This window comes from Flammeovirga sp. OC4 (assembly GCF_000812565.1).
Taxonomy (GTDB): domain Bacteria; phylum Bacteroidota; class Bacteroidia; order Cytophagales; family Flammeovirgaceae; genus Flammeovirga.
In genome coordinates this window covers 1-24005 of record NZ_JTAM01000099.1, presented here as the reverse complement: position 1 = coordinate 24005, position 24005 = coordinate 1, and the positions used below count along the sequence as shown (strand labels likewise).

Annotated in this window: 22 protein-coding genes and 1 pseudogene; 8 read left to right on the top strand and 15 right to left on the bottom strand. The window is 30.3% G+C overall.

The genetic code is table 11. From position 1 onward, the window contains the following. Positions 1 to 394: 394 nt before the first annotated feature. From PL77_RS27940 to PL77_RS27925, 4 genes are read right to left on the bottom strand one after another with little or no spacing between them, the layout of a single operon-like run. Complete coding sequence (locus PL77_RS27940) at positions 395 to 1144, bottom strand: YebC/PmpR family DNA-binding transcriptional regulator (RefSeq protein ID WP_044212821.1); 750 nt, start codon at positions 1142 to 1144, stop codon at positions 395 to 397. A 9-nt stretch (positions 1145 to 1153) separates the two neighbouring features. Then, positions 1154 to 2188, bottom strand: a complete 1035-nt coding sequence (gene thiL, locus PL77_RS27935) for a thiamine-phosphate kinase (protein WP_044212819.1) — start codon at positions 2186 to 2188, stop codon at positions 1154 to 1156. Between the two features lie 9 nt (positions 2189 to 2197). Further along, the gene (mgtE, locus tag PL77_RS27930; RefSeq protein ID WP_044212817.1) at positions 2198 to 3544 is read right to left on the bottom strand and encodes a magnesium transporter; all 1347 of its coding nucleotides are present in this window, start codon (positions 3542 to 3544) and stop codon (positions 2198 to 2200) included. Positions 3545 to 3557: 13 nt separating this feature from the next. After that, the gene (locus tag PL77_RS27925) at positions 3558 to 3947 is read right to left on the bottom strand and encodes an START-like domain-containing protein (protein WP_044212815.1); all 390 of its coding nucleotides are present in this window, start codon (positions 3945 to 3947) and stop codon (positions 3558 to 3560) included. A gap of 824 nt (positions 3948 to 4771) precedes the next feature. On the opposite strand from PL77_RS27925, the gene PL77_RS27920 reads away from it, so the two are divergent. The 7 genes from PL77_RS27920 (at position 4772) to PL77_RS27890 (ending at position 11852) form a co-directional block, all read left to right on the top strand. Next, positions 4772 to 5260 (top strand): hypothetical protein, encoded by a 489-nt coding sequence (locus PL77_RS27920; RefSeq protein WP_044212813.1) that lies wholly within the window; start codon positions 4772 to 4774, stop codon positions 5258 to 5260. 270 nt (positions 5261 to 5530) lie between these two features. Continuing rightward, positions 5531 to 6052 (top strand): helix-turn-helix domain-containing protein, encoded by a 522-nt coding sequence (locus PL77_RS27915; RefSeq protein WP_172665966.1) that lies wholly within the window; start codon positions 5531 to 5533, stop codon positions 6050 to 6052. A 250-nt stretch (positions 6053 to 6302) separates the two neighbouring features. After that, the gene (locus PL77_RS27910; protein WP_044212809.1) at positions 6303 to 7241 is read left to right on the top strand and encodes a glycosyltransferase family 2 protein; all 939 of its coding nucleotides are present in this window, start codon (positions 6303 to 6305) and stop codon (positions 7239 to 7241) included. Continuing rightward, positions 7228 to 7893 carry a GNAT family N-acetyltransferase gene (locus tag PL77_RS31185; protein ID WP_052444798.1) on the top strand — a complete coding sequence of 222 codons (666 nt, stop codon included), beginning with the start codon at positions 7228 to 7230 and terminating at the stop codon, positions 7891 to 7893. The genes PL77_RS27910 and PL77_RS31185 overlap by 14 nt, the downstream gene beginning before the upstream one ends. Beyond that, on the top strand, positions 7881 to 9014 hold the full coding sequence (gene rffA / locus PL77_RS27900; protein ID WP_216595949.1) for a dTDP-4-amino-4,6-dideoxygalactose transaminase: 1134 nt from the start codon (positions 7881 to 7883) through the stop codon (positions 9012 to 9014). Before PL77_RS31185 ends, rffA begins: the two co-directional genes overlap by 13 nt. Next, positions 9014 to 10459, top strand: coding sequence for a hypothetical protein (locus PL77_RS27895; protein ID WP_044212807.1), 1446 nt, complete (start codon positions 9014 to 9016; stop codon positions 10457 to 10459). The genes rffA and PL77_RS27895 overlap by 1 nt, the downstream gene beginning before the upstream one ends. Positions 10460 to 10478: 19 nt before the next feature. After that, positions 10479 to 11852 (top strand): hypothetical protein, encoded by a 1374-nt coding sequence (locus PL77_RS27890; RefSeq protein ID WP_044212804.1) that lies wholly within the window; start codon positions 10479 to 10481, stop codon positions 11850 to 11852. Here the strand turns inward: PL77_RS27890 and PL77_RS27885 are convergent. The 11 genes from PL77_RS27885 to PL77_RS27835 form a co-directional block, all read right to left on the bottom strand. After that, positions 11827 to 12894 (bottom strand): glycosyltransferase family 4 protein, encoded by a 1068-nt coding sequence (locus tag PL77_RS27885; RefSeq protein ID WP_044212801.1) that lies wholly within the window; start codon positions 12892 to 12894, stop codon positions 11827 to 11829. The genes PL77_RS27890 and PL77_RS27885 overlap by 26 nt on opposite strands. 4 nt (positions 12895 to 12898) lie before the next feature. Next, entirely contained in the window at positions 12899 to 14053 is a 1155-nt protein-coding gene (locus PL77_RS27880) for a glycosyltransferase (RefSeq protein ID WP_044212798.1), read from the bottom strand. Continuing rightward, on the bottom strand, positions 14050 to 14901 hold the full coding sequence (locus tag PL77_RS31180) for a glycosyltransferase family A protein (RefSeq protein ID WP_052444797.1): 852 nt from the start codon (positions 14899 to 14901) through the stop codon (positions 14050 to 14052). The genes PL77_RS27880 and PL77_RS31180 overlap by 4 nt, the downstream gene beginning before the upstream one ends. Further along, positions 14894 to 15970 (bottom strand): DUF563 domain-containing protein, encoded by a 1077-nt coding sequence (locus PL77_RS27870; protein ID WP_044212796.1) that lies wholly within the window; start codon positions 15968 to 15970, stop codon positions 14894 to 14896. The genes PL77_RS31180 and PL77_RS27870 overlap by 8 nt, the downstream gene beginning before the upstream one ends. 14 nt (positions 15971 to 15984) lie before the next feature. Then, a complete protein-coding gene (locus PL77_RS27865; RefSeq protein ID WP_044212794.1) occupies positions 15985 to 17124 on the bottom strand; it encodes a glycosyltransferase family 4 protein in 1140 nt (379 codons plus the stop codon). After that, complete coding sequence (locus tag PL77_RS27860; RefSeq protein ID WP_044212792.1) at positions 17106 to 18191, bottom strand: hypothetical protein; 1086 nt, start codon at positions 18189 to 18191, stop codon at positions 17106 to 17108. Before PL77_RS27860 ends, PL77_RS27865 begins: the two co-directional genes overlap by 19 nt. Further along, the gene (locus PL77_RS27855; protein ID WP_044212789.1) at positions 18188 to 19324 is read right to left on the bottom strand and encodes a glycosyltransferase family 2 protein; all 1137 of its coding nucleotides are present in this window, start codon (positions 19322 to 19324) and stop codon (positions 18188 to 18190) included. Before PL77_RS27855 ends, PL77_RS27860 begins: the two co-directional genes overlap by 4 nt. A gap of 253 nt (positions 19325 to 19577) precedes the next feature. Next, positions 19578 to 20339: a glycosyltransferase family 32 protein gene (locus PL77_RS31175; RefSeq protein WP_052444796.1), complete on the bottom strand. Its 762-nt coding sequence runs from the start codon at positions 20337 to 20339 to the stop codon at positions 19578 to 19580. Between the two features lie 72 nt (positions 20340 to 20411). Continuing rightward, positions 20412 to 21383 (bottom strand): glycosyltransferase family 10 domain-containing protein, encoded by a 972-nt coding sequence (locus PL77_RS31170; RefSeq protein ID WP_052444795.1) that lies wholly within the window; start codon positions 21381 to 21383, stop codon positions 20412 to 20414. Positions 21384 to 21496: 113 nt separating this feature from the next. Continuing rightward, positions 21497 to 22195: a hypothetical protein gene (locus PL77_RS27840; protein ID WP_172665965.1), complete on the bottom strand. Its 699-nt coding sequence runs from the start codon at positions 22193 to 22195 to the stop codon at positions 21497 to 21499. Beyond that, positions 22170 to 23144, bottom strand: a complete 975-nt coding sequence (locus tag PL77_RS27835) for a hypothetical protein (RefSeq protein WP_044212784.1) — start codon at positions 23142 to 23144, stop codon at positions 22170 to 22172. The genes PL77_RS27840 and PL77_RS27835 overlap by 26 nt, the downstream gene beginning before the upstream one ends. Before the next feature lie 214 nt (positions 23145 to 23358). On the opposite strand from PL77_RS27835, the pseudogene PL77_RS27830 reads away from it, so the two are divergent. Then, a pseudogene (locus PL77_RS27830) lies at positions 23359 to 24005 on the top strand (hypothetical protein); the annotation flags it as partial.

Genomic DNA, 24005 nt, shown 5'->3' with positions numbered 1-24005 from the left:
TAAACTAAATTATCGTCAACTTTCAATAGACCTTTCTGTAAGCATTTACAGGGTCTACTTTCAAACTTCCTTCTTCTTCATTTTTGTCTTAACACAAAAACGAAACAAAAAAGTCAGGGCTTAGAAGTCAAAAGCTAAATTCCATTCCACTCGCCTAAATGATTTTCAACTCGCTCAAGCTCAAAATTCTATTTTTGGCGTAGTACTTATTAGCAATAAAAGGGTTTAAATCACAAAAACAAGAAAATAGGATAATTCATGTTTTTCACCTTAACTCAAATTGGTTGAAAAGTATTGAATCCCATCGAATAATTGGGTTAAAAAAATCCCTTGATGTTGACTTTTCACATCAAGGGATTTCATTTATTAGAATGCTGAGGTAATGCTCTCTAAATTAATTTGCTAATTGCTCTGCTTGTGCGTCAGTTATTTCAAGATCATGGAAAACATTCTGAACATCGTCATCATCTTCCAGACGATCTATTAATTTCATAACCACCTCCAGCGTTTCATCATCGACCTCTTTAGTAGCATGAGGAATTCTTTGGAGATTAGCACTTGATACTTCAACACCTAACTCTTCTAGCTTTTTGTTGACAGTTCCGAAGTCTTCCATCTGAGAATAGATCGTAATGAATTCATCTTCGATTTCAAAATCTTCAGCACCTGCATCAATCAGTTCTAATTCCAATTCTTCAACATCTAACGTTTCCGTTTTTGTGATCACAAAAACACCTTTTCTGTCAAATAAGAATTCTAATGAACCATTTTTAGCCAATGAACCACCCAATTTTGCAAAATAACTTTTCACTTGCTGTACTGTTCTTCTTGTATTGTCAGTAGAACATTCAACATAAATAGCGATACCACCTTGAGAGTAACCTTCATAAGTCAATTCTTCGTACGTTACATCTTCTCCACCTGCAACTTTCTTGATTGCACGCTCGATGGTATCTTTAGGCATATTGGCTCCTTTTGCGTTTTGTATAGCCAAACGTAAACGAGGATTCATATCCGGATCGATACCACTTTCTTTAGCAGCTACCGTAATTTCTCTACCTAATTTTGTGAAAAGTTTATTTCTCTTTGCGTCTTGAGCTCCTTTTCTATGCTTTATATTGGCCCATTTACTATGTCCTGCCATAAATTTTTTCTAGAAATGTTTCCAACCTTGTGCTGTTAATGGAAGTGTTTGTTGACCTTCCGTCACTAAACGAGCTCCATTTTCAACTTCATCAATATACCCAATAAAGAATACACTAGCATGTTTTTCTAACTTAGGGAAGTCTTCCTGCTTGATTGTAAACAATAACTCATAATCTTCTCCACCGTTCAATGCAGGTGTTTTCGAAGGAATTTTGAATTCATGACATACATCAAAAGTCTGGTGATCTACTGGTAATTTATCTTCATAAACTACAGCACCTACTTTTGAATCTTTACAGATATGTAACACCTCTGAGGCTAAACCGTCTGAAATATCGATCATTGAAGTAGGCACAATACCCAATTCATTGAATTCATGAATAATATCAGTTCTCGCTTCAGGTCTTAATTGTCTACCTGCAATGTATTGGTAATCGTCTAGATTAGGTTGCATCTCTGGATTAGCTTCAAAAACTTTTTTCTCTCTCAAAAGTACTTGAAGTCCCATGTACGCTCCACCTAAATCTCCAGAAACACAAAGAATATCTCCTTTCTTCGCACCGCTACGGTATGCAATTTTATCTTTTTTCACTCTACCTACAGCAGTGACAGAAATACAAAGTCCTTGACGTGATGAAGTAGTATCTCCACCTACTAAGTCAACTTTATAGTTCTTACATGCAGCTTTTATTCCTTGATAAATCATATCCACTGCTTCCACCGAAAAACGGTTTGTAATTGCAATACTTACAGTGACTTGCTCAGGAATTGCATTCATAGCAGCAATATCAGATACATTGACTGCAATAGCTTTATAACCTAAATGCTGCAAAGGCATAAAGCTTAAATCAAAATGAATTCCTTCTAATAAAATGTCTGTTGATAATACGGTATATTCATCTCCACCATAATCAAACACTGCAGCATCATCTCCGATACCTTTTGCAGTGGTTTTGTGGTGAATCTCTACTCCTTCCGTAATTTTATCGATCAAAGCAAACTCTCCTAGTTCACCTATCTCTGTTCTTTTATTTTCTGACATTTTGCAAATTTAACTATGTAAAAGCATTTTTGCTACTGTAAAATACACTCCGAGTCCTATTAAATCATTACAAGTGGTAATAAAAGGCCCGGAAGCGAGTGCTGGATTGATTCCAAATTTATCTAAAACAATGGGTGTAATGGTCCCCATAAAGGAAGCAATCATGATCACACTAAATAAAGCTACTGAAACCACCACTGCCAAAGCATGTTCTATAAATAGGAAATTGAAGGCATAAACCAAAAGTGCTAATGTCAACCCATTTAAAATGGCGACAATTAATACTCTAAAGTAACGGTCAAAAACAGAACCTTGGAAGCCTCCACTCGCTAATGATTGAACAACAATAGTTGAAGATTGAATACCGACATTACCTCCTGTAGCTGTAATCAGTGGTATAAAAAAGGCCATAGCAGGAACTAAGCGTAATTCATCTTCAAAACCACCCAAGAAATTTGCTCCTAATAAGCCTCCTGACATCCCCACGATCAACCAAGGTAAACGTGCTCTTGCCATTGCCCACAAACTGTCTCTCTCTTCAATGTCTTCCGAAAGACCTGACATAGCTTGTTGATCCTTTTCGGCTTGCTCTGTAATGACATCGACAACATCATCAATCGTAATTCTACCAATCAATCGACCTTGGACATTCACTACTGGGATGACTTCTAAATCGTAGTGTTGCATCAGTTCAGCAACTTCTTCGTCTTCCTGATAAGAATGAACCTTAGCAATTTCGGGTTCATAAAGATCCGCTACTTTATCTTCTTCATCTGCAATCAAGAGGCGTTTCATTGATATTCTGCCTAACAAAATATCATGATCATCCACAACATAAACAGTATAAACCTTATCGACATTTTTTGCTTGACGGCGAACTTCTTCAATACATTGATGTACGTTCCAATTGATGTTTACTTTCACCAATTCTTTCGCCATCAAACCACCAGCACAATCTTCCTCGTAATGTAAAAGATCTACAATATAAAGTACCTTTTCCTGGTTCTTCATACTTCCCAACACCTCTTCTCTCATTTTGACAGGCAATTCATTTAGAATGTCTGCCGCATCATCGGAATCTGTCTGATCTAAATATTTTGATAGCTCCTCTGCCTCAAAAAGAGACATAAAGTTTTTACGAATATCGTCTTCAAGGTCACTGATTACATCAGCACCTACATTAGGATCCAATAAGTCAAGAATGTACTTACAATCTTCAGCTGAAAGCCCTTCCATCACAGCAGAAATATCTGCCGCATGCATATCTTCAAATTCATTTAGAAGATATGCATCTTCTTTTTGCTCAACAGCTCTAGACAGCTGTTTAATATACTTCGTTGAGTATTCGAATGACATTATCTAAATGTATTTAACCGCCCACAATCTCATGTAATCTTCCGAAGAATTCCTCCCATAGCTCTTTCAATTCATCCATATCATCCATATCAGAATAATCTGTTACAGTTACAAAAGTAGATTGAGCTAATTCACTAAAATCAAATTTAAAATCTAAATACGCTGATTTTTGATCTTCTTCCTTCTCAAAAATGTACTTGACATGTTGATTTTGTCTCCTCACTGCTATTCTTCCTCTTTTTTCTTCATTTCCCCACACAAACGACATGATTTTCTGTTCAGAATTTTCTGTAACCTTGTCAGCAAACCAATCTTTCAAGAGATTCGGCGTCACAAAATAAGGGTATAACTTATGTAATGGAGCCTTAAATTCAAATTCTGAGATATACTTAAATCTTGCCATGATATTAAAAAAGGAAGTATTAAAAAATGATGTCTTTACATGACTACAATTATGCGAAATTAATAAGCTAGTAGCAATAGTATTAATGAACATTTTAAAGAATTTTGAAACAAAAAAGAGAATATAGAACTAAGTGTCGAAAATTCTATTCTATTTGAATGGGTTCTTGGTATTTCAATTAATAATTATCCACACTCCAACCGATCTTTCTACAAGCTTTCTAAGATCTACTTTCAAGCTTCCTTCGTCTACTTTTTTTTGTCTTGAAACAAAAAGAAGCAAAAAACTCAAGGCTTAGAAGTCAAAGCCAGGGAAGTACTAACATACATATGAGGTAGAAGGCCCACTGGCGGGAATGTTAAGAGATAACATCATTCGTGTCCTATTGATCATCAGAAATCTCCTGATTTCTAAATGCTTTAATTAACGCAAACTTAGTTTACAGTGTAATTAATATATGATCAAAACATCCTGATTTAGTTTTTTTTATACACTAAAATTGGTTCAAGTCTTAAGCTAAGGGTGTGACTTGGATCTGTGATTTAAACTTTTGATGCAGTTAAAAACCTACTGTAAGCCTTCAGGCATACAAAACATTAACGACAATATTAATTAAACTACAAATAAATATTAAACATTTGTTAATTTAAAAACTAAACACTTTGCACTCTATTAACTCTCCTAAATATCTGTTAGGCTTTGTGAAATGCAAAAAACATTTCTATACGTTTACTCGAATAAGAAGATATCAACGATTCAAAAATAGATCTATTCAACACTCTCGTTGTACTCAATAAATTTCAAATCTAAATTAAAATCTAACTATGAAAACCATAAATCTAAACAGTATCATCAATGCCACCAATATCAATTTGTTTGCAAAAACACAAGAGGATGCACAACTATTGATCAATCAACTTAATGAAACCTATCTTGATTATTCTTCAAAAAACACCAGAGAATACTTGAGTTTGGACTACTCTTTAGATAAAAAAGAAAGAAACCAAGCAACATTGGCCGAAAATGAAGCGAGAATTCTTTACTTGGAAGGTCGTATTCCACAACTTGAGGAAGGCGACCTCCGAAGAAAAGAACTAGAACTCGAATTAGAAGAACTTCAAGTTGATGTCAAAAAGACAAATTTCGACCTCCAAAACAGTTACGGTTTTGACATGATTATCAGAGGCCTTAGTTATGACATCAATCAACTTAGAACCACTTCTCTTCTAGGAGTTCTAAAAGACATCTTTGATTATGTGGAAGCTCAAAGTTGGACCGTCAATGACTACGGTTTAAAAGCAAAAGTAGTCTAATAAAAAACCTTAGAGCTTATACACTGTTACAAGCTCTAAGGTTTTTTTTACAAAGTACTAAGTCAAAAAAATAGGTTAGTTTTTTTGAACAAAGTAAAAAAAGTTCAAATTGTGGTACATGAGAACTAAAGCATTTCGTCTCTACAAGGGATACCTTCCAATCAAAATAATACTTAAATTAATAAGTCATCATTCCTCTGTAGCCCCACAATGCCCTGTGACTCAAAAACCATCTTTTCTTCATTCTCCATTCAAAATATAATCATCAATATGAAAAACCTAACCCTAGCCGATAGAAAATATATAGAATTTGCCCTCCAAATGAAACGGAGCAAAACAACAATTGCAAGAAAATTAGGTGTTGCTCCTTCCACCGTATACCGAGAAATCAAACGAAATTCAAAACACTCAAAATACATCGCAACCTACGCACAACAATTGACCATTGCCCGAAAAAAGCTAATAGGAGGTTTATCCAAAAAAATAAAGTGTTTAAGAAAATACAAAAGAAAAAATCCCTACCGTCTCTATGCCGACCGCAGACAAATATTTTGGTGTTCTGACTCTCCATTGGTCTACTCCAACTACTTCAAAATCCCTTCACTACGTTTAAAATTGAAAAAGAAACTTTATCAAAAAAGGCTAAATAACAAAAAGATATTCCATTTCAGAAATGATCTTCCTCTCTTCTTAATTTTAAAAGCACATAAAGAAGAATATACCCAAGATCAACATATCTTCACAAATAAACCTATTGAAATTATCTTTAGGACAGTAAGACATATTGCTTAAATTTCAGTTTCCTACCCTCTTATCACAATTTGTAGTTTTCTTATTTTACTATTTTACCTTCCTTCAGGAAAATATTTAAGTTTATCTCATTACACCATCAACAATGCTCCAAAAAGGAGTTTTTTTATTCTTGAATTTCGGTAGTGTTGCATTTGCTCACGAATTCTTTTTTATAAATTAGGTTGGGATTGGAATGTTATTTAGGAAATAGGTTTATATTTGGGGCGGCAAAAAATCTGTTAATTTTTTTATGATTAATCCAATAATATCTGTAGTTGTTCCTTGTTACTGTTGCGAGAAAAGTATTCCTGAACTTTATCAAAGATTAAAAACTACTCTGACAAAAATAGTACATGATCAATATGAAATCATTTTTGTAAATGATTTAAGTCCAATGGGTGATTGGAAAGAAGTCCAAAAAATTACAACTAACGACCCTAAAGTAGTAGGTATTAATCTATCAAGAAACTTCGGGCAGCATTATGCTATAAGTGCAGGAGTAGATAACTGCTCGGGAGATTTTTTGGTAGTAATGGATGGAGACCTTCAGGACCAACCAGAAGAAATTGAGAAACTTTATCATAAAATAATTGAAGGTTTTGATATCGTTTATGCAAGAAGAGCTAAAAGAAAAGATGGTTTTCTTAAAAGATTATCATCAAAATTATTTTACAGAACATTCGATTATTTTACAGATAGAAAATCTGATGAAACAATCGCGAACTTCTCTATTATAAATAAAAAAGTTATTGAAGCTTTCCGTTCTTTTAAAGAACAAAATAGAATGTATCCTTTATTCTTAAACTGGATGGGATTCAACAATACTTATGTAGATGTTGAACATGCAAAAAGAGAAGAAGGTAAATCATCTTACAATATTAGTAGACTTTTAAAACTTGCTGGAAATAATATTCTCTCAAATTCAAATAAACCTCTAAGACTTGGTATCAATATTGGATTCATAATTACATTATGTTCATTTCTTATAGGTCTTTATTTAATAATCGGCCATTTCTTTAATTTTTTTAAAGTTGAAGGATGGACAAGTACAATGGTCTCAATATGGTTTATCGGTGGTATATTATCATTTAACCTTGGATTTATTGGAATATATATAGGTAAAATTTACGACGAAACTAAAGGTAAACCAATTTATATAATTAAAGAAAAGATAAATGGAAAGGCTTAGTTGGGACAGTAATTTTTTCGAAATAGAAGTATATAAAACGTTTTTCAATAATAATTTAAATAACATAATTGAGACCGTTTCTTTCGATCTTCTCTATCTAATATCAAATTCAAAAATTGATATTAATTCAATTAATAGACCAATACAATTGGTGGATAAAAAGGTTACATTTTACAAACAACTTCAAGATATTAAAACCGACAGGAATACTGAAGTAATATCAGTCAATCAGTGTAATAACAAACTAATAAATCTAAGTATTCAAAGCAGTGAATTTTCTAGATTTAGAATAGACGATAAAATCAATAACAATAAAGTTGATGAACTTTATACTAAATGGATTGAAAATTCCTTAAAAAGAAAATTGTCATTTGAAGTCCTTACCTATTCAGATGAATACAAGGGATTAATCACTCTTGGTGAAAAAAATAATAGAGCAGATATCGGTTTATTAGCAGTTGATAACAAATCAAGAGGACTTGGAATTGGAAAATCATTAATAAAAGAAGCTGAAAGAACCTGTATATTAAAAAATTATAAAGAACTACAAGTTGTAACACAACTTGATAATATTTTGGCATGTAATTTTTATAAGTCTCAAGGCTTTATCATTGATAAAATTGAATATATATATCATATATGGAACAAATAGTACCATTTAATAAACCATATTTAACTGGTAAAGAAGCACACTATCTTTATCAAGCAGTCTACTCTGGCCATATAAGTGGAAATGGAAATTACACAAAAAAATGTCAATCCTTTTTTGAAGAAAAATGGGGCTTTAAGAAAACATTATTGACAACTTCTTGTACGGATGCCTTAGAGATGTGTGCTCTTCTTCTTAATATTGAAAAAGGAGATGAGGTTATTGTTCCTAGTTATACCTTTGTAAGTTCAGCTCTAGCATTCGAAAGACAAGGAGCTCAAATTGTTTTTGCGGATTCAAGAGAAGATCACCCTGGTATTGATGAAACAAAAATAGAATCATTAATTACTCCAAAAACGAAAGCAATTGTGGTAGTTCATTACGCTGGAGTCGCAGTTGACATGGATATAGTTATGCATCTTGCTGAAAAGCATAACCTTTTTGTAATTGAAGATGCTGCACAAGCAATTGACAGTTATTATAAAGGGAGACCTCTAGGAAGTATTGGTCATTTTGGTACATTCTCATTTCATGAAACTAAAAATATTCAATGTGGTGAAGGAGGATTGTTAGCCATCAATGATGAACAATTTATTCGAAGAGCTGAAATAATTTGGGAGAAAGGAACAAATAGAGCTGAATTTTTTAGAGGAGAAGCCAATAAATATGGTTGGAAAGATACAGGTAGTAGTTTTTTACCAAGTGAGTTAAATGCTTCCTTTTTGTATGCTCAGTTAGAAAATATTGATGATATCCAGAAAAGAAGAAAAGATATTTGGTTGAGTTATTATAATAAACTTTTACACCTTGAGGAAAGTGGGAATATCAAACTTCCAAATATACCCGACTTTGCAACAAACAATGCTCATATGTTTTATATGGTCTTGGAAGATGAACAACAAAGATCCAATTTAATCAGATTTTTAGCTGAAGAAGGAATTAAAAGTGTTTTTCATTATTTGAGTTTACATAAAAGTGATTATTATCTCACAAAAAATGAACTACAAACTCTTAAAATGAGTGATCATTATTCTGATTGTTTAGTAAGATTACCTCTATTTTATGAGCTCGAAAAAAAGGAAATTGAATCAATTTGTCAAAATATTACACAATTTTTTAAATAATGAACAATAACAAAAATTTTTTATTATATCTTATTTTTATTTTAATTAAAATTTTTATTGCACTATATTTTTTAGACTTAACAAATTGTAATTACAAGTCTTTAAACATACCTAGTGGTGCATTTTATACAGAAGGAGGTGACACTTTCAGCTATTTAGATCCATATGAGAATTTAATAACTGAAAATTCATATCACTTTTTTAATGGTAAGAATAATGTCTATGCTGGTAGAATGCCACAATATGGCATTACATATTATATATTTAGACATTTTTTAAATATCAAAACTAGTTCTAATCTTCAGGGTTTATTACAACTGATACTTGAAATAGTTTCTAGTATAGTTATACTCAATTTTATTAAAAATTATTTCAAAAATACTATTACCTTTTTATTTAGCTACATTATTTTATTAACCTCAACCTATTGGTCTTCGTTCACCTTATTACTATCACCTGAAAGTGTTGGTATTTCGATAATGATTTTAGCTTTACACTTTTACTATTCATGGAAAAAAACAAATAACTATCTTCAAATCTTTCTTGTAGGCATGTTAATCACTTATCTAACAGGTCTTAAACCCTATATGGGGATACTATTTGTTTTAATTGGTTTGGATATTATACGTTTATCAATTATGAGAAAAACATCCTTATTTAAATTTATAAAAGTTGGATTTCTATTTTCTATCACATTTATTGTTGTAACCTTTAGTTGGTCATACCGAAATTATAACATTACTACAAAAGCTTACATTCTTACAGAACCATTTAGTGGATATACTACTTATACCAAACCGATTTCTCAATCCTTTAGAAACTTTATAGCAAACTTAGGCGAAATTGAGGAAGCATGGAATAAAAAAGCTTTAAGTAGTTTTTTTTATAAAAATAAAGAAACAGTTTATATAATAGATGACATACCACTAAGTAGCTTATGTAATCAAGATTCAATTTTAGCTATAAAAGAAATTGTGAGTAATATGTATCAATATGAAGGTAAACAAGATACATTAATGGCAAATAGAATTGATCTATTAGCTGATTCATATCTAATTGATAAACCAGAAAGAGTTATTACTTCTCGACTGAAATTAATTCCTAAATTTATATTTCATTCTGGATCTTATTATTTACCTATTTCAACATCTTTTGAATGTTATAAACCTTATCAGATGCTTATCAAGTATTACGAATCTTTACTTTATTACTTCGTTCTAATTTTTGGTTTTATGGGTCTTTTTTTATTTACAATTAAGACTAAAGATTTTATCATAATCGCTATTCCTTTATTTTTAATACTGTTTTTTTGTATTATTCTTAGACATACTGAATGGCGTTACTTTTTATACTCTTTTGTCAGTTTATTTTGGGGTGTAACTTACTTTTTTAATTTTTGTATTAATAAATTCATTAAAACAAAATTAGATGTTAAAATACAGTAGCAATTGATATTAATTGAAAATGAATCCCTTATACAACCTATTTACCACACTTATTTACCTTTTACTTATCTATTTTGTAATAGCACCTTTTTTTGCAAATAGATGGACCAATAAGTATACAAGAAAGTATTTTTGGTGGGGATTACATTCAAAAATAACAGGATCAATTTTCTTTTGTGTAATATATCAATTTTATTATGGAGGAGGAGATACCATAGCCTATTTTCTAGAAGGGGGAGTTATTGTAGATGCATTTTTATATTCTCCTATTGTTGGCCTTGAAACCCTCTTTTATAATGGTAAAGAGATTGGAGGAGAAAATATATCTTTCTTATCTAAGCTTTACTTAAAAAAAAACCCAAGTACTTGGTTTATGGTCCAAATTTCTACAATAGTACAATTATTCACTCTTAAATCCTTTTATGCCACTTCAATATTTTTTGGGTATTGGTCATTCCTTGGATCATGGAAACTTGTTGAACTTTTTACTTCTATCTATAAAAGAAGTTATAAATTAATCTGTATCTCAATATTATTTATCCCTTCGTGTTTGTTTTGGAGCAGCGGAATAATAAAAGAATCAATTACAACAGGAGCTATTGGATTTTTTGTTTTCTATTTCAGCAATATAGTATTTAAGAAAAAAGATTTTCTAAAATCCACAACAATATTAGTAGTTCTTTTCTTAATTCTCAGTACAGTTAAAGGTACAACAATCTATCTATTATTGCCATGCCTGGGATTATGGACTTTTCTATATTACTACAAAAAACTTCATACAATAATTCGATACTTAATAAGTTTATCTCTTATTACTTCAGTGATAATAACGTTATTGCTATTATCTAGTAATATGTCAAACCACATTGAAAATAATGAAGAATTTAAATCTGCACAAAAGGTCGCACAGGGCTTCCAAGAAGACCACGGAGGTAATTGGAGAAAAGGAAGAGGTCATGGAGGAGGTGAAACTTCTGTTTACCGTCTTAGTACAGCAGGAGATTATAGCTTATTAGGAATGTTAAAGGCATTACCCGAAGCTATAAGTTATACTCTTTTTAGACCTTTTCCTTGGGAAACAAAAAAAGTAGTTCAGCTACTAGGTTCATTGGAAAGCTTTGCATTTATACTAATTACAATCTATATTTTCTTTAAGGTTGGTGTAATCAAGACAATGAGACAAACTTTCAGAGATCCTCACCTTGGTTTTGTATTAAGTTACGCTCTCTTTTTTGGTTTTATTGCTGGTTATATTTCATTTAATTATGGTGTACTACAACGATTCAAAACACCGATGATGCCTTTTTACACACTATTTTTAGTAATACATTATCAGTATATTACGAAAAAAGTAAAAAATCGAAAACCTAGGAGAAAAGTGATAAAAAATTAGGAGTATTAGATTGTACTGAATAATTATTTACAATTTTTTCACGAGCTGCAATAGACATATCAGTAGAAGTTGACTTTTCTAAAAACTGCTCTAATGCAGTATACCAATGATCTATATTTTCACAAATAAACCCGTTAATAGTATGATCTACAATTTTTGTATTAACGCCAACTGGTGACACTATTGCCGGTACACCTAAACTCATATATTGTAATGCTTTAAAACCACATTTGCCCTTTGCCCAAATATCATCTTTTAAAGGCATGATACCTATATCGAATTTCATTAAATCTTGTATTTCCGTTTCCTTTGACCAGGGGTGATATACTAATGATCGAATTGGAAACTTAGGATCTTCATTCGAAATCATTCGAAACTCAAAATTGTATTTCTTTTCTAATTTTTGAAAAACAGGTATTAAGAACTCTATATATTGTGCTGTAGTTAAAGTACCCGTCCAACCAATTACAGGTAAGTTGTTGTTTTCTTTTTTATATAACTCCGGGTTATGGTAATTCTTAGTATCGATAGTAGTTGGATTAACCTTTACATTTTTATTGTAGTTTATTGCATATTCTTTGAGGTACTCATTACCGACACTAACTACTGAAGCCCATTGGATAATCCTCTTTACTTTTCCATACATTTTCAGCTTATTAAACTTTGCATTATGCTCAGAATAATTAGGTAACCAAATGGCATCATCAAAGTCATAAATCACTTTCTTTCGAAGAATCTTTGTGATGTAGAATTCAAAAATTGGTGGTCCAATATGTGAAGCTTCGCGATGAATAAAGACTTGATCAAACTTTCCAACTCTAAGCATCAATAAAAACCGTTTTAAAAATGCAAAAAGAATTGCGATTCCCTTCTGAAGAAACTTGCCAGGCTGATGTAGTATTTTCCAGGTTTTTAAATTTAAAAAAGAATGGTATTCATACTCGTAACCATTTTCAGTCAAAATTTTTAAATATTGCTCAAAACGAAATCGTTGAGAAGGAGCAATGGATTTTGGATAAGGAGTTAAAATTAATATCTTCATTATATTAGAGAATCGTTTTATACACGTTTTCGATTATAGAGAATGAACGAGTATTTTTGGCTAATTCTACTATTGAGTTGGGTTGCTCCAAACGTTCTTTCTTAACTACAATATTAACAATTTCGTCTAATGTTTTTTGATTATTTTGGTTTTCCCAGATAACACCAATATTATTTGCTTTGATCAAATTTGAATCATCACCTATACCTTTGGATATAAAAACAGGTAATCCATTCGCCCAATATTCCCCATTTTTAATAGGCGAAAGCGCTATCTTGGAAGGAGACGGCTTATGAAGGGAAAAAGCAAAATCAGAAGCTGATAAATAATCTGGCACTTCTGAATGAGCAACAGATTTTATGAATACATTTTTCTTTGTAGACAATTCTTTCTCTAGTTCCTCAACTTGAGGAGAAAGAATAATTAAAAAATGAGAAGGTGACTGACTTAAAAAGTCTTTAAATAATTGAATAGATTCCGCAGAATAATAAATCCCCCCTATTTTACCAACATATATTGCAACAATTGCATCTTTTGAGATCTTTAATTTTTCTCGAATTGCTGTTCTTTGCTTTTGAATAAATTGAAACTTAAGAGTATCAACACAACATGGACCTACCTCAATGATACTCTTTTCAACTCCTTCTTTTATTAATTGATTTTTATAACTATTAGATACTGTAATGATATTTTTAGCACATTTTTTTTGTTGTTCTTCCCAATACTTTTCTAATAAATATCTTGGGTCATACTTCGGCCAAATACCTGATTCAAACATATAATCAGCATGTGGCTCAAAGGATTCGACTACAAACGGAACTTTATTTTTTTTCCAAACCATCCATGCTATCGCTCCAGCTGGTGCTCCTCTAGCTATGATTTTATCTATTTGTTTTTCTTTAATAAAATCAAGTAATATTTTAGGAAAAGTTGTAAAGTCATTCCATTTATCCTTCAATCCATGACCTGTTACAAACGGAAAATGCTCTATTTTAGAAGAGTCTAAGCTTTTTGTCTCAGTCGTACCCTCCCTTTCCATTGAAAAATAAAAGATCTTTTGAATAGAATCAAAAGATGCTAAAATTTTAAGGTGTGGATAGATAGTCGCCACTGATAGGCCTTCATTAACACCCCAATAACCTAGATATAATATTTTCATCGAGCTTTCAATAATTCAATAGTGGTTGAATAACTTTTATAAAAAGAAAAAAGTAAAGAATGAACCGCTTTGTAATATTGCTTTGTATGGAAAGCATAAGCTGATACTGTATAATAGAAATGACTTAAATATTTATCTTTATCCTTCTTTTCCATGTTTATTTTTTCACCAATAAGACGGATATAATTGAGATAATCCACAACTAATTTAGGTGATATTTTACGTGACATACTATTTTCAAGAATTCTATAATACATCTTTGCTCCAGTGACGTAACCAATTTTACCTTTTTGAAAAACTAGATGTAAAAAATATCGATCTGCTGTATTAAAAAGATCTTTATTGAAGAAGATTTCATTCTCCAGTAAAACACTTGTTCTAAACATATAGGATGAAGGACAAGTTTGAGTATTTGGAGAAAAATTGACAAGTTCCTCATAAGTTGTCAAAGCCTTATAATTACTTTCTAGTGCAAGTCCTTCCCAATCAATGGTTTCTACATCTGACGCAACTCCGATATGCATAATATTATTGTCTAAAAATTCTACACGACTTTCTAAATAATTCTCTGCTAATATATCATCACTATCTAGGAAAACTATATGCCTACCATTTGAATTACTGAGACCAAAATTTCTTGCTATTGAAACGCCTTCATTTTTTTTCCAGTAGTACTTAAACCTTATATCAGACTCTAAAATTGGTTGTATCAGTTTTTTAAAGTTATCTGTTGAACCATCATCAATGATTAAGCATTCAAAGTCAGTGTAACTTTGGGCACGCACTGATATTAATGTTTGTTTGATATAATTTGATGCATTATATACAGGGACAACTAAACTAACCATGATTGTGCATTTTTTTTAATGTTAATGATAACTGAACCTCATCTACAACAATATCTCCATGATGATATTCATAATCTTTAATATTTGATTTGCGACCTACTTTACATTTTAAGTAATAATAATTTATTTCATTTAATGCTGACAATCTATAGAAGCAATCCCAAAAATTATTATTATCATGCCTGAATTCTAATACACTAGCTTTACTCTCCATAAAAAGTACATTTGTTAAACCTGCTCCATGTATCGATACAATACTTTTTGCATGATAAGCATATTTTATTTGTTCTTGCCATGAAAGATCTTCATTATAAATAGTAGTATAACCAAAATGGCTAAGAATATTTAAAACCTTGTCTTCATTTATAACAATTCTTTTATTCCCTTTATTTCTACTTATATACACTCTTGAAGGGTAAGGATTATTGTCTTTGCTAATTATTTGATTTAAAATATAATTTTTAAATTCCAAAAGTAACGTTTTATGGTAACATGCAGGTGTCCCCGCTTGGGTAGGTATGCTCACTTTATTTAATCTATATTTTCTTGAGTTTTCTATCCATTTTATGTTGATACCATTAAAACAGGATAAACTTTGTGAAACATAATTCATATCCTTATAATAACTTGGTAAAGCTATGGTAATTTTAGGGTCAATTTTATAGATAAGAAACAGCCTTGGTAATGCTTCAGTAATCCAATGAAAATATGTTTGAGAATAATTATCAATGAACCAAACAATGTCCTCATCTATTTGAGTAGACGAAAATCTTAACAAATAATTTTTTATTATAAAAACAATTTTTTCTCGCTTACTTTTCTGAAAAGCATCACTCTGGCTTTTTCTCACAAAAGATTCATCAATAATATTGAATAATGGTTTAAACAATAGAGATTCATGATTAACGAATAAGTTGTTTATCTGCACCAATTTAGATTCTTCTGCGCAATAAGTACGAATAGAATTATAATATTCTCTGTCTTCCAAACAAAGATTTAATGGTAAACTAGATAATTCTACTACTTCAGCTGGAGATAATAAATTATTATCATTTATTGTATAGTTCATATAAATTGTTCTTTTTATGAATAATTTCTTATGTAGAGTGATTCTAATAAATCAATTTTCTTTTTTATATAAAACTCCTTTCTAACCATTTGATTAGCTTCTGAAATAATCTGTTTTTTTAATCCTTTATCTTCAACCAAAAGAGATTGTAAAGCACTGTAAATTTCTTCACTGTTTTTATAGTCTACCACTAAAGCATTCTTATTATCTTTTAAAATATCTACTCCTATTCCTGATCTAGTCACAATAGAAGGTACTTTAGCAGCCATTGTTTCAATATAAATTTGTCCAAAAGCCTCACAATATTGATCAACAGGTGCATGAACGAAGACATCAAATAGTTTATATAATGCAAATAGGTTATTCTCAAATTCTATTTCCAAATAATTCTTAGAGGGTAACTCTTTTAATAAAGTTTGTATTTCGTTTTTATATTCACCTCCTTTCCCTCCTGATATGATTAACAAAGCATTAGGTTCTTCCTTTAATAATTTTTTAAAAGCTGGTATAATATACTGAATTCCTTTCCACTCAGTATATCTTGATATTACACCTACAACAAAACGTGAACTTGACTTTATATTATATTTACTTTTTAGACCATTTATTTCTTCCTCTGTAACACTATCAAACCGTTCAATGTCAATACAATGAGGAATAACCGTTACTTTATCATTTTCAACGCCTTCTCTATCTGTTAAAATTTTCTTAACATTTTGAGTTATTGCCACAATATCAGTTGCTAACCAATTGGCAAAAAGATCATACTTTATGGCATGTGGATGATAATCATAATTGAAAGTTGAATGGTGTCTTGTATAAATTCTACTTTTTATTCCTAACACCTTGCCTACTAACAATCCAATTAATGTTGCCTCCGGTAAATGTGTATGAACAATTTCAGGTCGTGTCTTTTTAAGAATTTTAATCACCTTCAAAATGGAAGAAAATAGATCTTTTTTAGAACGATAAATTAATTCTTCTACTATTAAACCTTGAGTTTGTACAAACTTTGAAAGTTCTGTTCCCTTTACTGGATTTAATAAAATAAAGCTCAAGTCAAATTTATCCTTATTTAAATAAGTTGCAACCCATTCAAATTCTAAGGCTTTATTGATATTAGAGATAATATAGACTATTTTTTGTTTAGGCATTGCAAGATTTGTTCTATTAGTTTAGGATACTTGTGTTTTTCTAAGTAGTTATTTATTTCAACTTTATGATGATTTAATAACTCCCCTTTATGCTGACTAATAAGTTCTAAAAAATGTTGGTAATTTCTTGCTTTAAAAATCACCTTACCCTCTAATTCTTCTAATTCAGAGTCTGTTGAAACAATTATTGATTTATACTGTCTTAGATAATTTAATATTTTCAATGGAGATCTATTTGCACCTGTTTTTTGTAAATCAAAGCGGTAAGCTGTTATACATATGAAAGCCCCTGCAATATAATCTTTTAATTGTTGTGCATGAACAATACCTAGATATATGAAATTTTGATGTTTATGCAACTCTTCCCACCTACTAGATGGTATTAATACTTTTCCTATTACTAGTAATTTATATTTCTTTATAATTGACTCAAAAATACCTAAATCTACATCATGATTAATAGTGCCTATAAACAATACGTAATTTCCATATTTACTTTTATAGTTTTCCACTTTTGATAAATCTATAACTCCCTCATCTTCAGAAATACCATGAGGAATATAAATTACATTTTGCTGTTTTGTTATCTCTTTATAGTGTCTAAGATATTTATCACTAGTACAAATAATAAGATCGGCACACTTTGCTATTAATACATCGTTCTTAGCTCCCATATATGGGTCTGCTATATGATAAATCTTTTTCTTGAATTTTAAGAAAGGGGCCCTTACAAAACGGTTATGATCAAACTGCCAAAAAATAATTTCTTCATCTTTTGTTATACTTCTTAATTTATAACTATTAATAAGATCATTAAGAAATAAAAAAAAACCTGAAAAAAAACGAATTGGAAAAGGATTTACAAAATCTATTGTGTGAAGGTTTTTTTTTATCTTGTTCACCTTAACACTCCAATCTAATAAATGCTTGATATTCCAGCGTTTAGGAGCATTCACAAAATAAACAGAATGCCCTAATTTGCTAAGTTCATTTGCATAATGTTGTTTAGAAAACCATAGATCTCCCCATGGTTCGTTAGAAATAACAAAGATTGTTTGTTTGTTCATCGTATAATTTTCAATTCTAAACTATCTTCTTTTAGTGTAAAGAAATAGTCTGAATATAGGTTTTGACACATCAATAAAAAATACATTAACTGATCGCGATATACATACACATTTTCATAATTACCAAAGTATGTCAAATCACTTTCTAACAACAACGAATAATTTTTAGTATTCGAGTAATCATTAAACCTACGGATAAACTTCTGTAACCTTGAACCGTTAAACTTACGATACATCCTATCCTCAAAAGTTATGACTACTCCTTCCCCTTCTGACAAAGTCAAGAGTAAATTATATAGCTCTCCTTGAACAGCAATACTTGGTAATTGGGATAAATTAACTTTCTTACAATCATTAGATAAAGAATAAATCCTTCGATCATGTTCAAAATATAATTGTCCCCAATTTTCACTACGCTTTATATTTGTCAGTGACTGCTCCATATATTGTCCCATCATCTTTTGCCAACCATGTGGGATTCCCCTTCTAGTTCTTAAGCCAGAACTTGGGTGCCATTGATGGTAAACAGGTACATCTGAAAGTGTCATCCATTCTATATGTGTTCCTAACTTTTCTAAGCGTTTTGATAAGTCATGATCTTCTACTCCCCATATACGATAATATTCATCAAACCCTCTAATTTCAAAATGCTTACTTGTTTCTACACCTTGTGCTAGACCTAAAGCTGTCATATTTCTTTCTTCCAATTTGGGAGGTTTGATAAATAAATTTCTCCAATTAGAATACTTAGCTGGTAATGAATAAGCATTACTGTGTAATTCGACATTAGGATGTAAATTATCTAATGCAGAAGCAATAAAATGAGAAGGATAAACCAAATCAATATCAGTTGTCATCACATATTCTGTATCTACTAATTTTATACCTGTATTAAGTGCATGAGAACGATTCCAAACCTTACCTCTTGTATCGTTGTAAATATACCTACAAAAAGTAAATGAATTTACTAATCTTTTTACTTGTATCGCTAAATCTAGATCACTTCCATAATCAATAAAAAGTACAGTAAACTCCTTTACCGTTTGATTTGCTAGTGATGACAAACAACGCCTTACACGTTCAATTTCTCTATTTTTGAAACCAAAAACAAGAGTGAGTTTTTTATTTTTCATCTTTTATAAAATGTAAACACATTTTTTTATTATATATAGCGTATTGAGTGTTAACCTTCCATTTAATAATTAATAAACTGACTATTTTTTCTATTTTTTAGTGTCTGACAGTCCCTTTTTGTTCAACAGCTAAGCTTTTTTATAAAAAATCAATCTTTATTTCTTGCATGTATAATATTGCTTTGAAAACGAGATAACTATTCATTGAGTGAAGTAATAAAATGATTATAATCACTACTGTTTATTCAAAATTCTATTTTTTTAACCACCTAATGAAATGCCATAATATCTTCTTGTAGTAAAAAACACTTTGAAATGGATTTCCTTGTATCCTTTTTAGGGTTTTTCTAAAACCTTTACTATAATTACCCCACCAAAAATCAATGAATTCTTCTTCTAACCATGAAGTTTCCCAGAGATGTAAAGCTATACTATTTTCGGTTATATAGTCATCAAATGGTAAATTAGTATATCCTGCATTTTTAGGGTAATTATAAAAAATTTCAGGCTTCAATATCAGAGTTCTATCATCTACATAAACATTTTCTTTGTAATTAACCGTACCTTTTTCTGAAAAAATATCATCAAAAAACTTAGTATTAACTTCATATGAAAAATTCATACTTTCGTATTTTTTTACAAGTTTTCTTAAAACCCAATGATTTTTTGAAGAACCAACAAATCCCGCTCCAATATGATTTGAATAAATTGCTCCTATAAAAAAATCTTCTTCAAGAAGGTTCTCGAAAGATTTTAATAAAAACATATCCGTATCAAAATAAACCCCTCCTTCTTGACACAACGCAAAAACCCTAACATAATCTGATATATGTGCCCAAGCCTTTTTTTTAAATGCTTCTCTAACAAAATCAGAATTCATCGGAGAATTTGATTCATCCCATCTTTTTATTTCCCACTCTGGCAAATGTCTTTTCCATGATTCAATGCATCTTAAATTCAATGGAGACATTTCGTTTCCACCAAACCAACAATAATGTATTATTTTAGGTATCATTAAATATATGTTAAATAAATAACAGATTAAAATACTTCAAAACCGACAATTATAAATATCGTCAAAGCTATTCTAAAAAGGTTTAAAATTTAAAAGCCTTCTAAAATTATATTCAAATTTTCTCCATAGAGTTTGTTCAAAGCCATCTTCCCAAGGTGCAATTAAAGGAGGTATTGTCACTTCTAATTTTACAGAACTATTCAAATTACTAATATAATGATGTTTAATAAATGGGAAAAGTTGATATTCATACATCACTTTTTTTCTTGCTTTGATGATTGCGTCTAGATTCTTATTCCATAGGTTATCCTCAATAGCCTTTTCAATAATTCTCTTTGACTTTTTCTTATTATTAGGATCTATCCAAATTATTGACTCTTTAGGGAAATAATCAAAAATATTTTTAGCCCCCCAATATACTGGCATTGTCCAGGATAAAAAACAATCTGTAATTTTTTCTGTCCAATAGTGATCTTTAGATGTATTTTCTATAGCAATTGAATACATATATGGATATAGTGCATCCCATTTATCAGGGACAAAATTGATTCCCTTTCCATAAAGGTCCATTGCAAAAGAATCTTTCTTTAAAAAGTCAATTAAGTCCAACCTCAATTCATGACCTTTCATCCAATTTAGATTACTTGCAATACAGGACAATCTATTTTTCTTGTCAATTAGATTAAGTTGAAGATTTTCGAGTTGATCAAAATTTTTACCGATGTGCCACGGTAATGCACCATGGGAAGGAATTATATTTTTTCCTTTTAAAGGAAACTGTGTAAATACTTTATCAAAGTATTTATAGCAATCAATGTAAAACTTATGAGATACAGTGGGTGGTTCCATTGCAACTAACCATTTATTACCTTTTGGAACTTTTGTTTTAATTTCCTTTTTGGGGCGGTTAAATACGATTAATAAGTCGCACTCGTCAACTTCTTCAAAAGTAATTTCAATATTTTTCCACTTATCAGTTAATAGTGAAGTTTGTCTATCAAAAGTTGGTTTACTTTCCCAATCCTTTACTAATCGGACTAACATTTTTGTTTTTTTTTAAAATGAGTATTGATTTCTTTATCATTAGTTTAATGAAAATTTCATTAGGTATTTCACAAGTCATTATTTTATGAATAATGATATTATGACATCTATCTCTAAATCCGTTCCTCTCTCCAATCAATATTACGTTTTACTATTGTATTTGGAATACCTACTGACAATACATTATTTTCCAAGATACTTTTTGAAACAATTGAACCAATTCCTACTATATTATTATTGAGTATTCTTACTCCCTTTAATACTTTCACACCTGACCCTAACCAAATATTATCACCTAAAACAATTGGAGCATCTAAATTCAATCTTTCTTGTGATTTGCAATCTATGATAGAATGTGTATCCGACGCCCACAATTCAATATTATGAGAAAATAAAGCATTTGATCCAACCGAAATCGAATTATTGAGACCTGCTGTAACAAATAAAGCTCCACCAATATATGATCCCTCTAAAATTTCAATACTTGTATTGTTATCGTTAAAGAAAAAAGTAGTATCAATAATTTTTTTATTTTTTCCGATGTGTAAAGAATGGTTATCTCCATATATCCTTACTTTCAAATTTCTAAAGTTCCCCTCTTCAATTAGAATTTTATTATTGTTACCATATATTTCAAAAGCTCCACCTAAAACATGAGATTTTATTATAACATTATTTGATATACCCTTTAATTTAAAATCAATATCAAATGGAATTCCTAGAAAATTTATACTATTCTTAGAATAACACAGTTTCATTTTAAAATTAAAAATTAACCTTAGAATTTTATGTATAACAGCTTTTAATTTCAAGAACATATTCTTTAAATTTTTCAAAAAAAACTTTATTTAATAGAGTCTTTAACTTGTGCTTCATTGTATTTTGTGTTCTAAAGAAGTTCCCCTTGCTTCTAATCATATCCCAATCATAGTTATTAGCATTTTCATCCGAAATAATGTCTTTTACAAGACTTAAATTATGGCCAATCTCATGAGATTCTAAACTTACACCTGACTTTGTGTGAGTAGCATCTTCTCCAAATCCAATATTTGTGATTAGGTTTTTATAAGGCTTTATGCATAATGCATCACTCTTCAAAAAAGAGAAGATAAATTGATAGTCCCAAGTTGACTTGTAACTTTTATTATATACACTGTCAAAAATATATCTTAAATAATATTCTTGTTCTCTATCTAATTTTTTTCTTCTTACAATATTCTCAATCTCTAATGGATACCCAATCATATCATAGGAATATTTCGCCCATCGGTTCTTCCAAGTGGCCCAGCCCCAAATATGAGTATATGACGTAAAATAATAATCTTGATTTTTGTTTTCCTTTGTACTATAAAATGTAGTACCACATATATTGAATATTTTTTCATCATCTCTATGGTACTCTAACAAATTTGAACAGAAATAAAAAAAACTGATTGATGGATAACAGTCATCTTCAAGAATAATACCTTCTTCTACATTTTCAAAAAACCAAGTGATTGCTGAACTTACGGCTTTACCGCACCCTAAATTTCCCTCTCTAAGAAGAGTTTGTACTTCACAATCCCAGTCAATATTATCAATGACCAATTTTCTTGTCTTTTCACATAACTCTTCTTCTCCAACTTTGTCATTTCTAGGACCATCTGCAGCAATAAAAAGTTTTTTTGGTTTTACCTCTTTTATTCTGGAAAAAACTTTTGAAGTAGTATCAGGTCTATTAAAAATTAAAAAAAGTATAGGGGTTTCTAATTGTTGAACCATTTATAAAAAACTTAATATTAAACGAAAGGTTATAAAAAGTATGTTAAAACTAAACAAAAAAATAATACAATGATATATTAAATATAATTTAAATACAATATGAACATTAAGTACCTTTGATATTATCAAAAATATTAGTTTTAATTATAAAAATCTATATTATTGTATGATGTTTTTCAAAAGAAAGTCGGTATTGATATTACATTAAAAGATCATGAGTTTTTTAAAAGCCAAGTTATTTATAATAACCTTATTCATTTACTCACATTTTTCACATTCTCAAACCATTGTAGAGTCAGACTCTCTTGCCCTTATTGATATTTATAATTCAAATCCCAATAACACCTTAAACTGGAATTTAGAACAAAGTGTAAAGAACTGGAATGGCGTTACAATTTCTAACTTCAGAGTGACTTCTCTTAAAATAGCTAGTAAAAACTTAACAAACTTGCCAAACTCATTTGGTGACCTTGATGAAATCAGAAATTTAGAATTGTTCAGAAACCCTATTCGATATCTACCTGAATCTATTGGTAATCTTCAAAAATTGAATGTGCTCATTGCTAGTATTATGGATCTCAAAGCTATACCAGAGTCTCTAAAAAATGTCAATATAGGATCTTATTTCCTTCAAGATAATAACTTAGGCTACTCCGCTTTTGAAGGTATGATGAGACTTCCGGGTAGCTATGGATCTCAAGGTAACATTTCACCCGATACTACTATACTTTATCAGGATAATTACATTTTAACTGCCCCTGACTCTGCCACAAATAATGTATACCAATGGTACAAAGACGGAAATATAATTAATAATGAAAACAATAGATCCATAAATATAAATTCTGACGGAATTTACTT

What these genes read in the sequence shown, in the direction of transcription:
- PL77_RS27940 (WP_044212821.1), bottom strand. Translation starts at nt 1,144, where the DNA reads ATGGCAGGACATAGTAAATGGGCCAATATAAAGCATAGAAAAGGAGCT.
- thiL (WP_044212819.1), bottom strand. Translation starts at nt 2,188, where the DNA reads ATGTCAGAAAATAAAAGAACAGAGATAGGTGAACTAGGAGAGTTTGCT.
- mgtE (WP_044212817.1), bottom strand. Translation starts at nt 3,544, where the DNA reads ATGTCATTCGAATACTCAACGAAGTATATTAAACAGCTGTCTAGAGCT.
- PL77_RS27925 (WP_044212815.1), bottom strand. Translation starts at nt 3,947, where the DNA reads ATGGCAAGATTTAAGTATATCTCAGAATTTGAATTTAAGGCTCCATTA.
- PL77_RS27920 (WP_044212813.1), top strand. Translation starts at nt 4,772, where the DNA reads ATGAAAACCATAAATCTAAACAGTATCATCAATGCCACCAATATCAAT.
- PL77_RS27915 (WP_172665966.1), top strand. Translation starts at nt 5,531, where the DNA reads ATGAAAAACCTAACCCTAGCCGATAGAAAATATATAGAATTTGCCCTC.
- PL77_RS27910 (WP_044212809.1), top strand. Translation starts at nt 6,303, where the DNA reads ATGATTAATCCAATAATATCTGTAGTTGTTCCTTGTTACTGTTGCGAG.
- PL77_RS31185 (WP_052444798.1), top strand. Translation starts at nt 7,228, where the DNA reads ATGGAAAGGCTTAGTTGGGACAGTAATTTTTTCGAAATAGAAGTATAT.
- rffA (WP_216595949.1), top strand. Translation starts at nt 7,881, where the DNA reads ATGGAACAAATAGTACCATTTAATAAACCATATTTAACTGGTAAAGAA.
- PL77_RS27895 (WP_044212807.1), top strand. Translation starts at nt 9,014, where the DNA reads ATGAACAATAACAAAAATTTTTTATTATATCTTATTTTTATTTTAATT.
- PL77_RS27890 (WP_044212804.1), top strand. Translation starts at nt 10,479, where the DNA reads ATGAATCCCTTATACAACCTATTTACCACACTTATTTACCTTTTACTT.
- PL77_RS27885 (WP_044212801.1), bottom strand. Translation starts at nt 12,894, where the DNA reads ATGAAGATATTAATTTTAACTCCTTATCCAAAATCCATTGCTCCTTCT.
- PL77_RS27880 (WP_044212798.1), bottom strand. Translation starts at nt 14,053, where the DNA reads ATGAAAATATTATATCTAGGTTATTGGGGTGTTAATGAAGGCCTATCA.
- PL77_RS31180 (WP_052444797.1), bottom strand. Translation starts at nt 14,901, where the DNA reads ATGGTTAGTTTAGTTGTCCCTGTATATAATGCATCAAATTATATCAAA.
- PL77_RS27870 (WP_044212796.1), bottom strand. Translation starts at nt 15,970, where the DNA reads ATGAACTATACAATAAATGATAATAATTTATTATCTCCAGCTGAAGTA.
- PL77_RS27865 (WP_044212794.1), bottom strand. Translation starts at nt 17,124, where the DNA reads ATGCCTAAACAAAAAATAGTCTATATTATCTCTAATATCAATAAAGCC.
- PL77_RS27860 (WP_044212792.1), bottom strand. Translation starts at nt 18,191, where the DNA reads ATGAACAAACAAACAATCTTTGTTATTTCTAACGAACCATGGGGAGAT.
- PL77_RS27855 (WP_044212789.1), bottom strand. Translation starts at nt 19,324, where the DNA reads ATGAAAAATAAAAAACTCACTCTTGTTTTTGGTTTCAAAAATAGAGAA.
- PL77_RS31175 (WP_052444796.1), bottom strand. Translation starts at nt 20,339, where the DNA reads ATGATACCTAAAATAATACATTATTGTTGGTTTGGTGGAAACGAAATG.
- PL77_RS31170 (WP_052444795.1), bottom strand. Translation starts at nt 21,383, where the DNA reads ATGTTAGTCCGATTAGTAAAGGATTGGGAAAGTAAACCAACTTTTGAT.
- PL77_RS27835 (WP_044212784.1), bottom strand. Translation starts at nt 23,144, where the DNA reads ATGGTTCAACAATTAGAAACCCCTATACTTTTTTTAATTTTTAATAGA.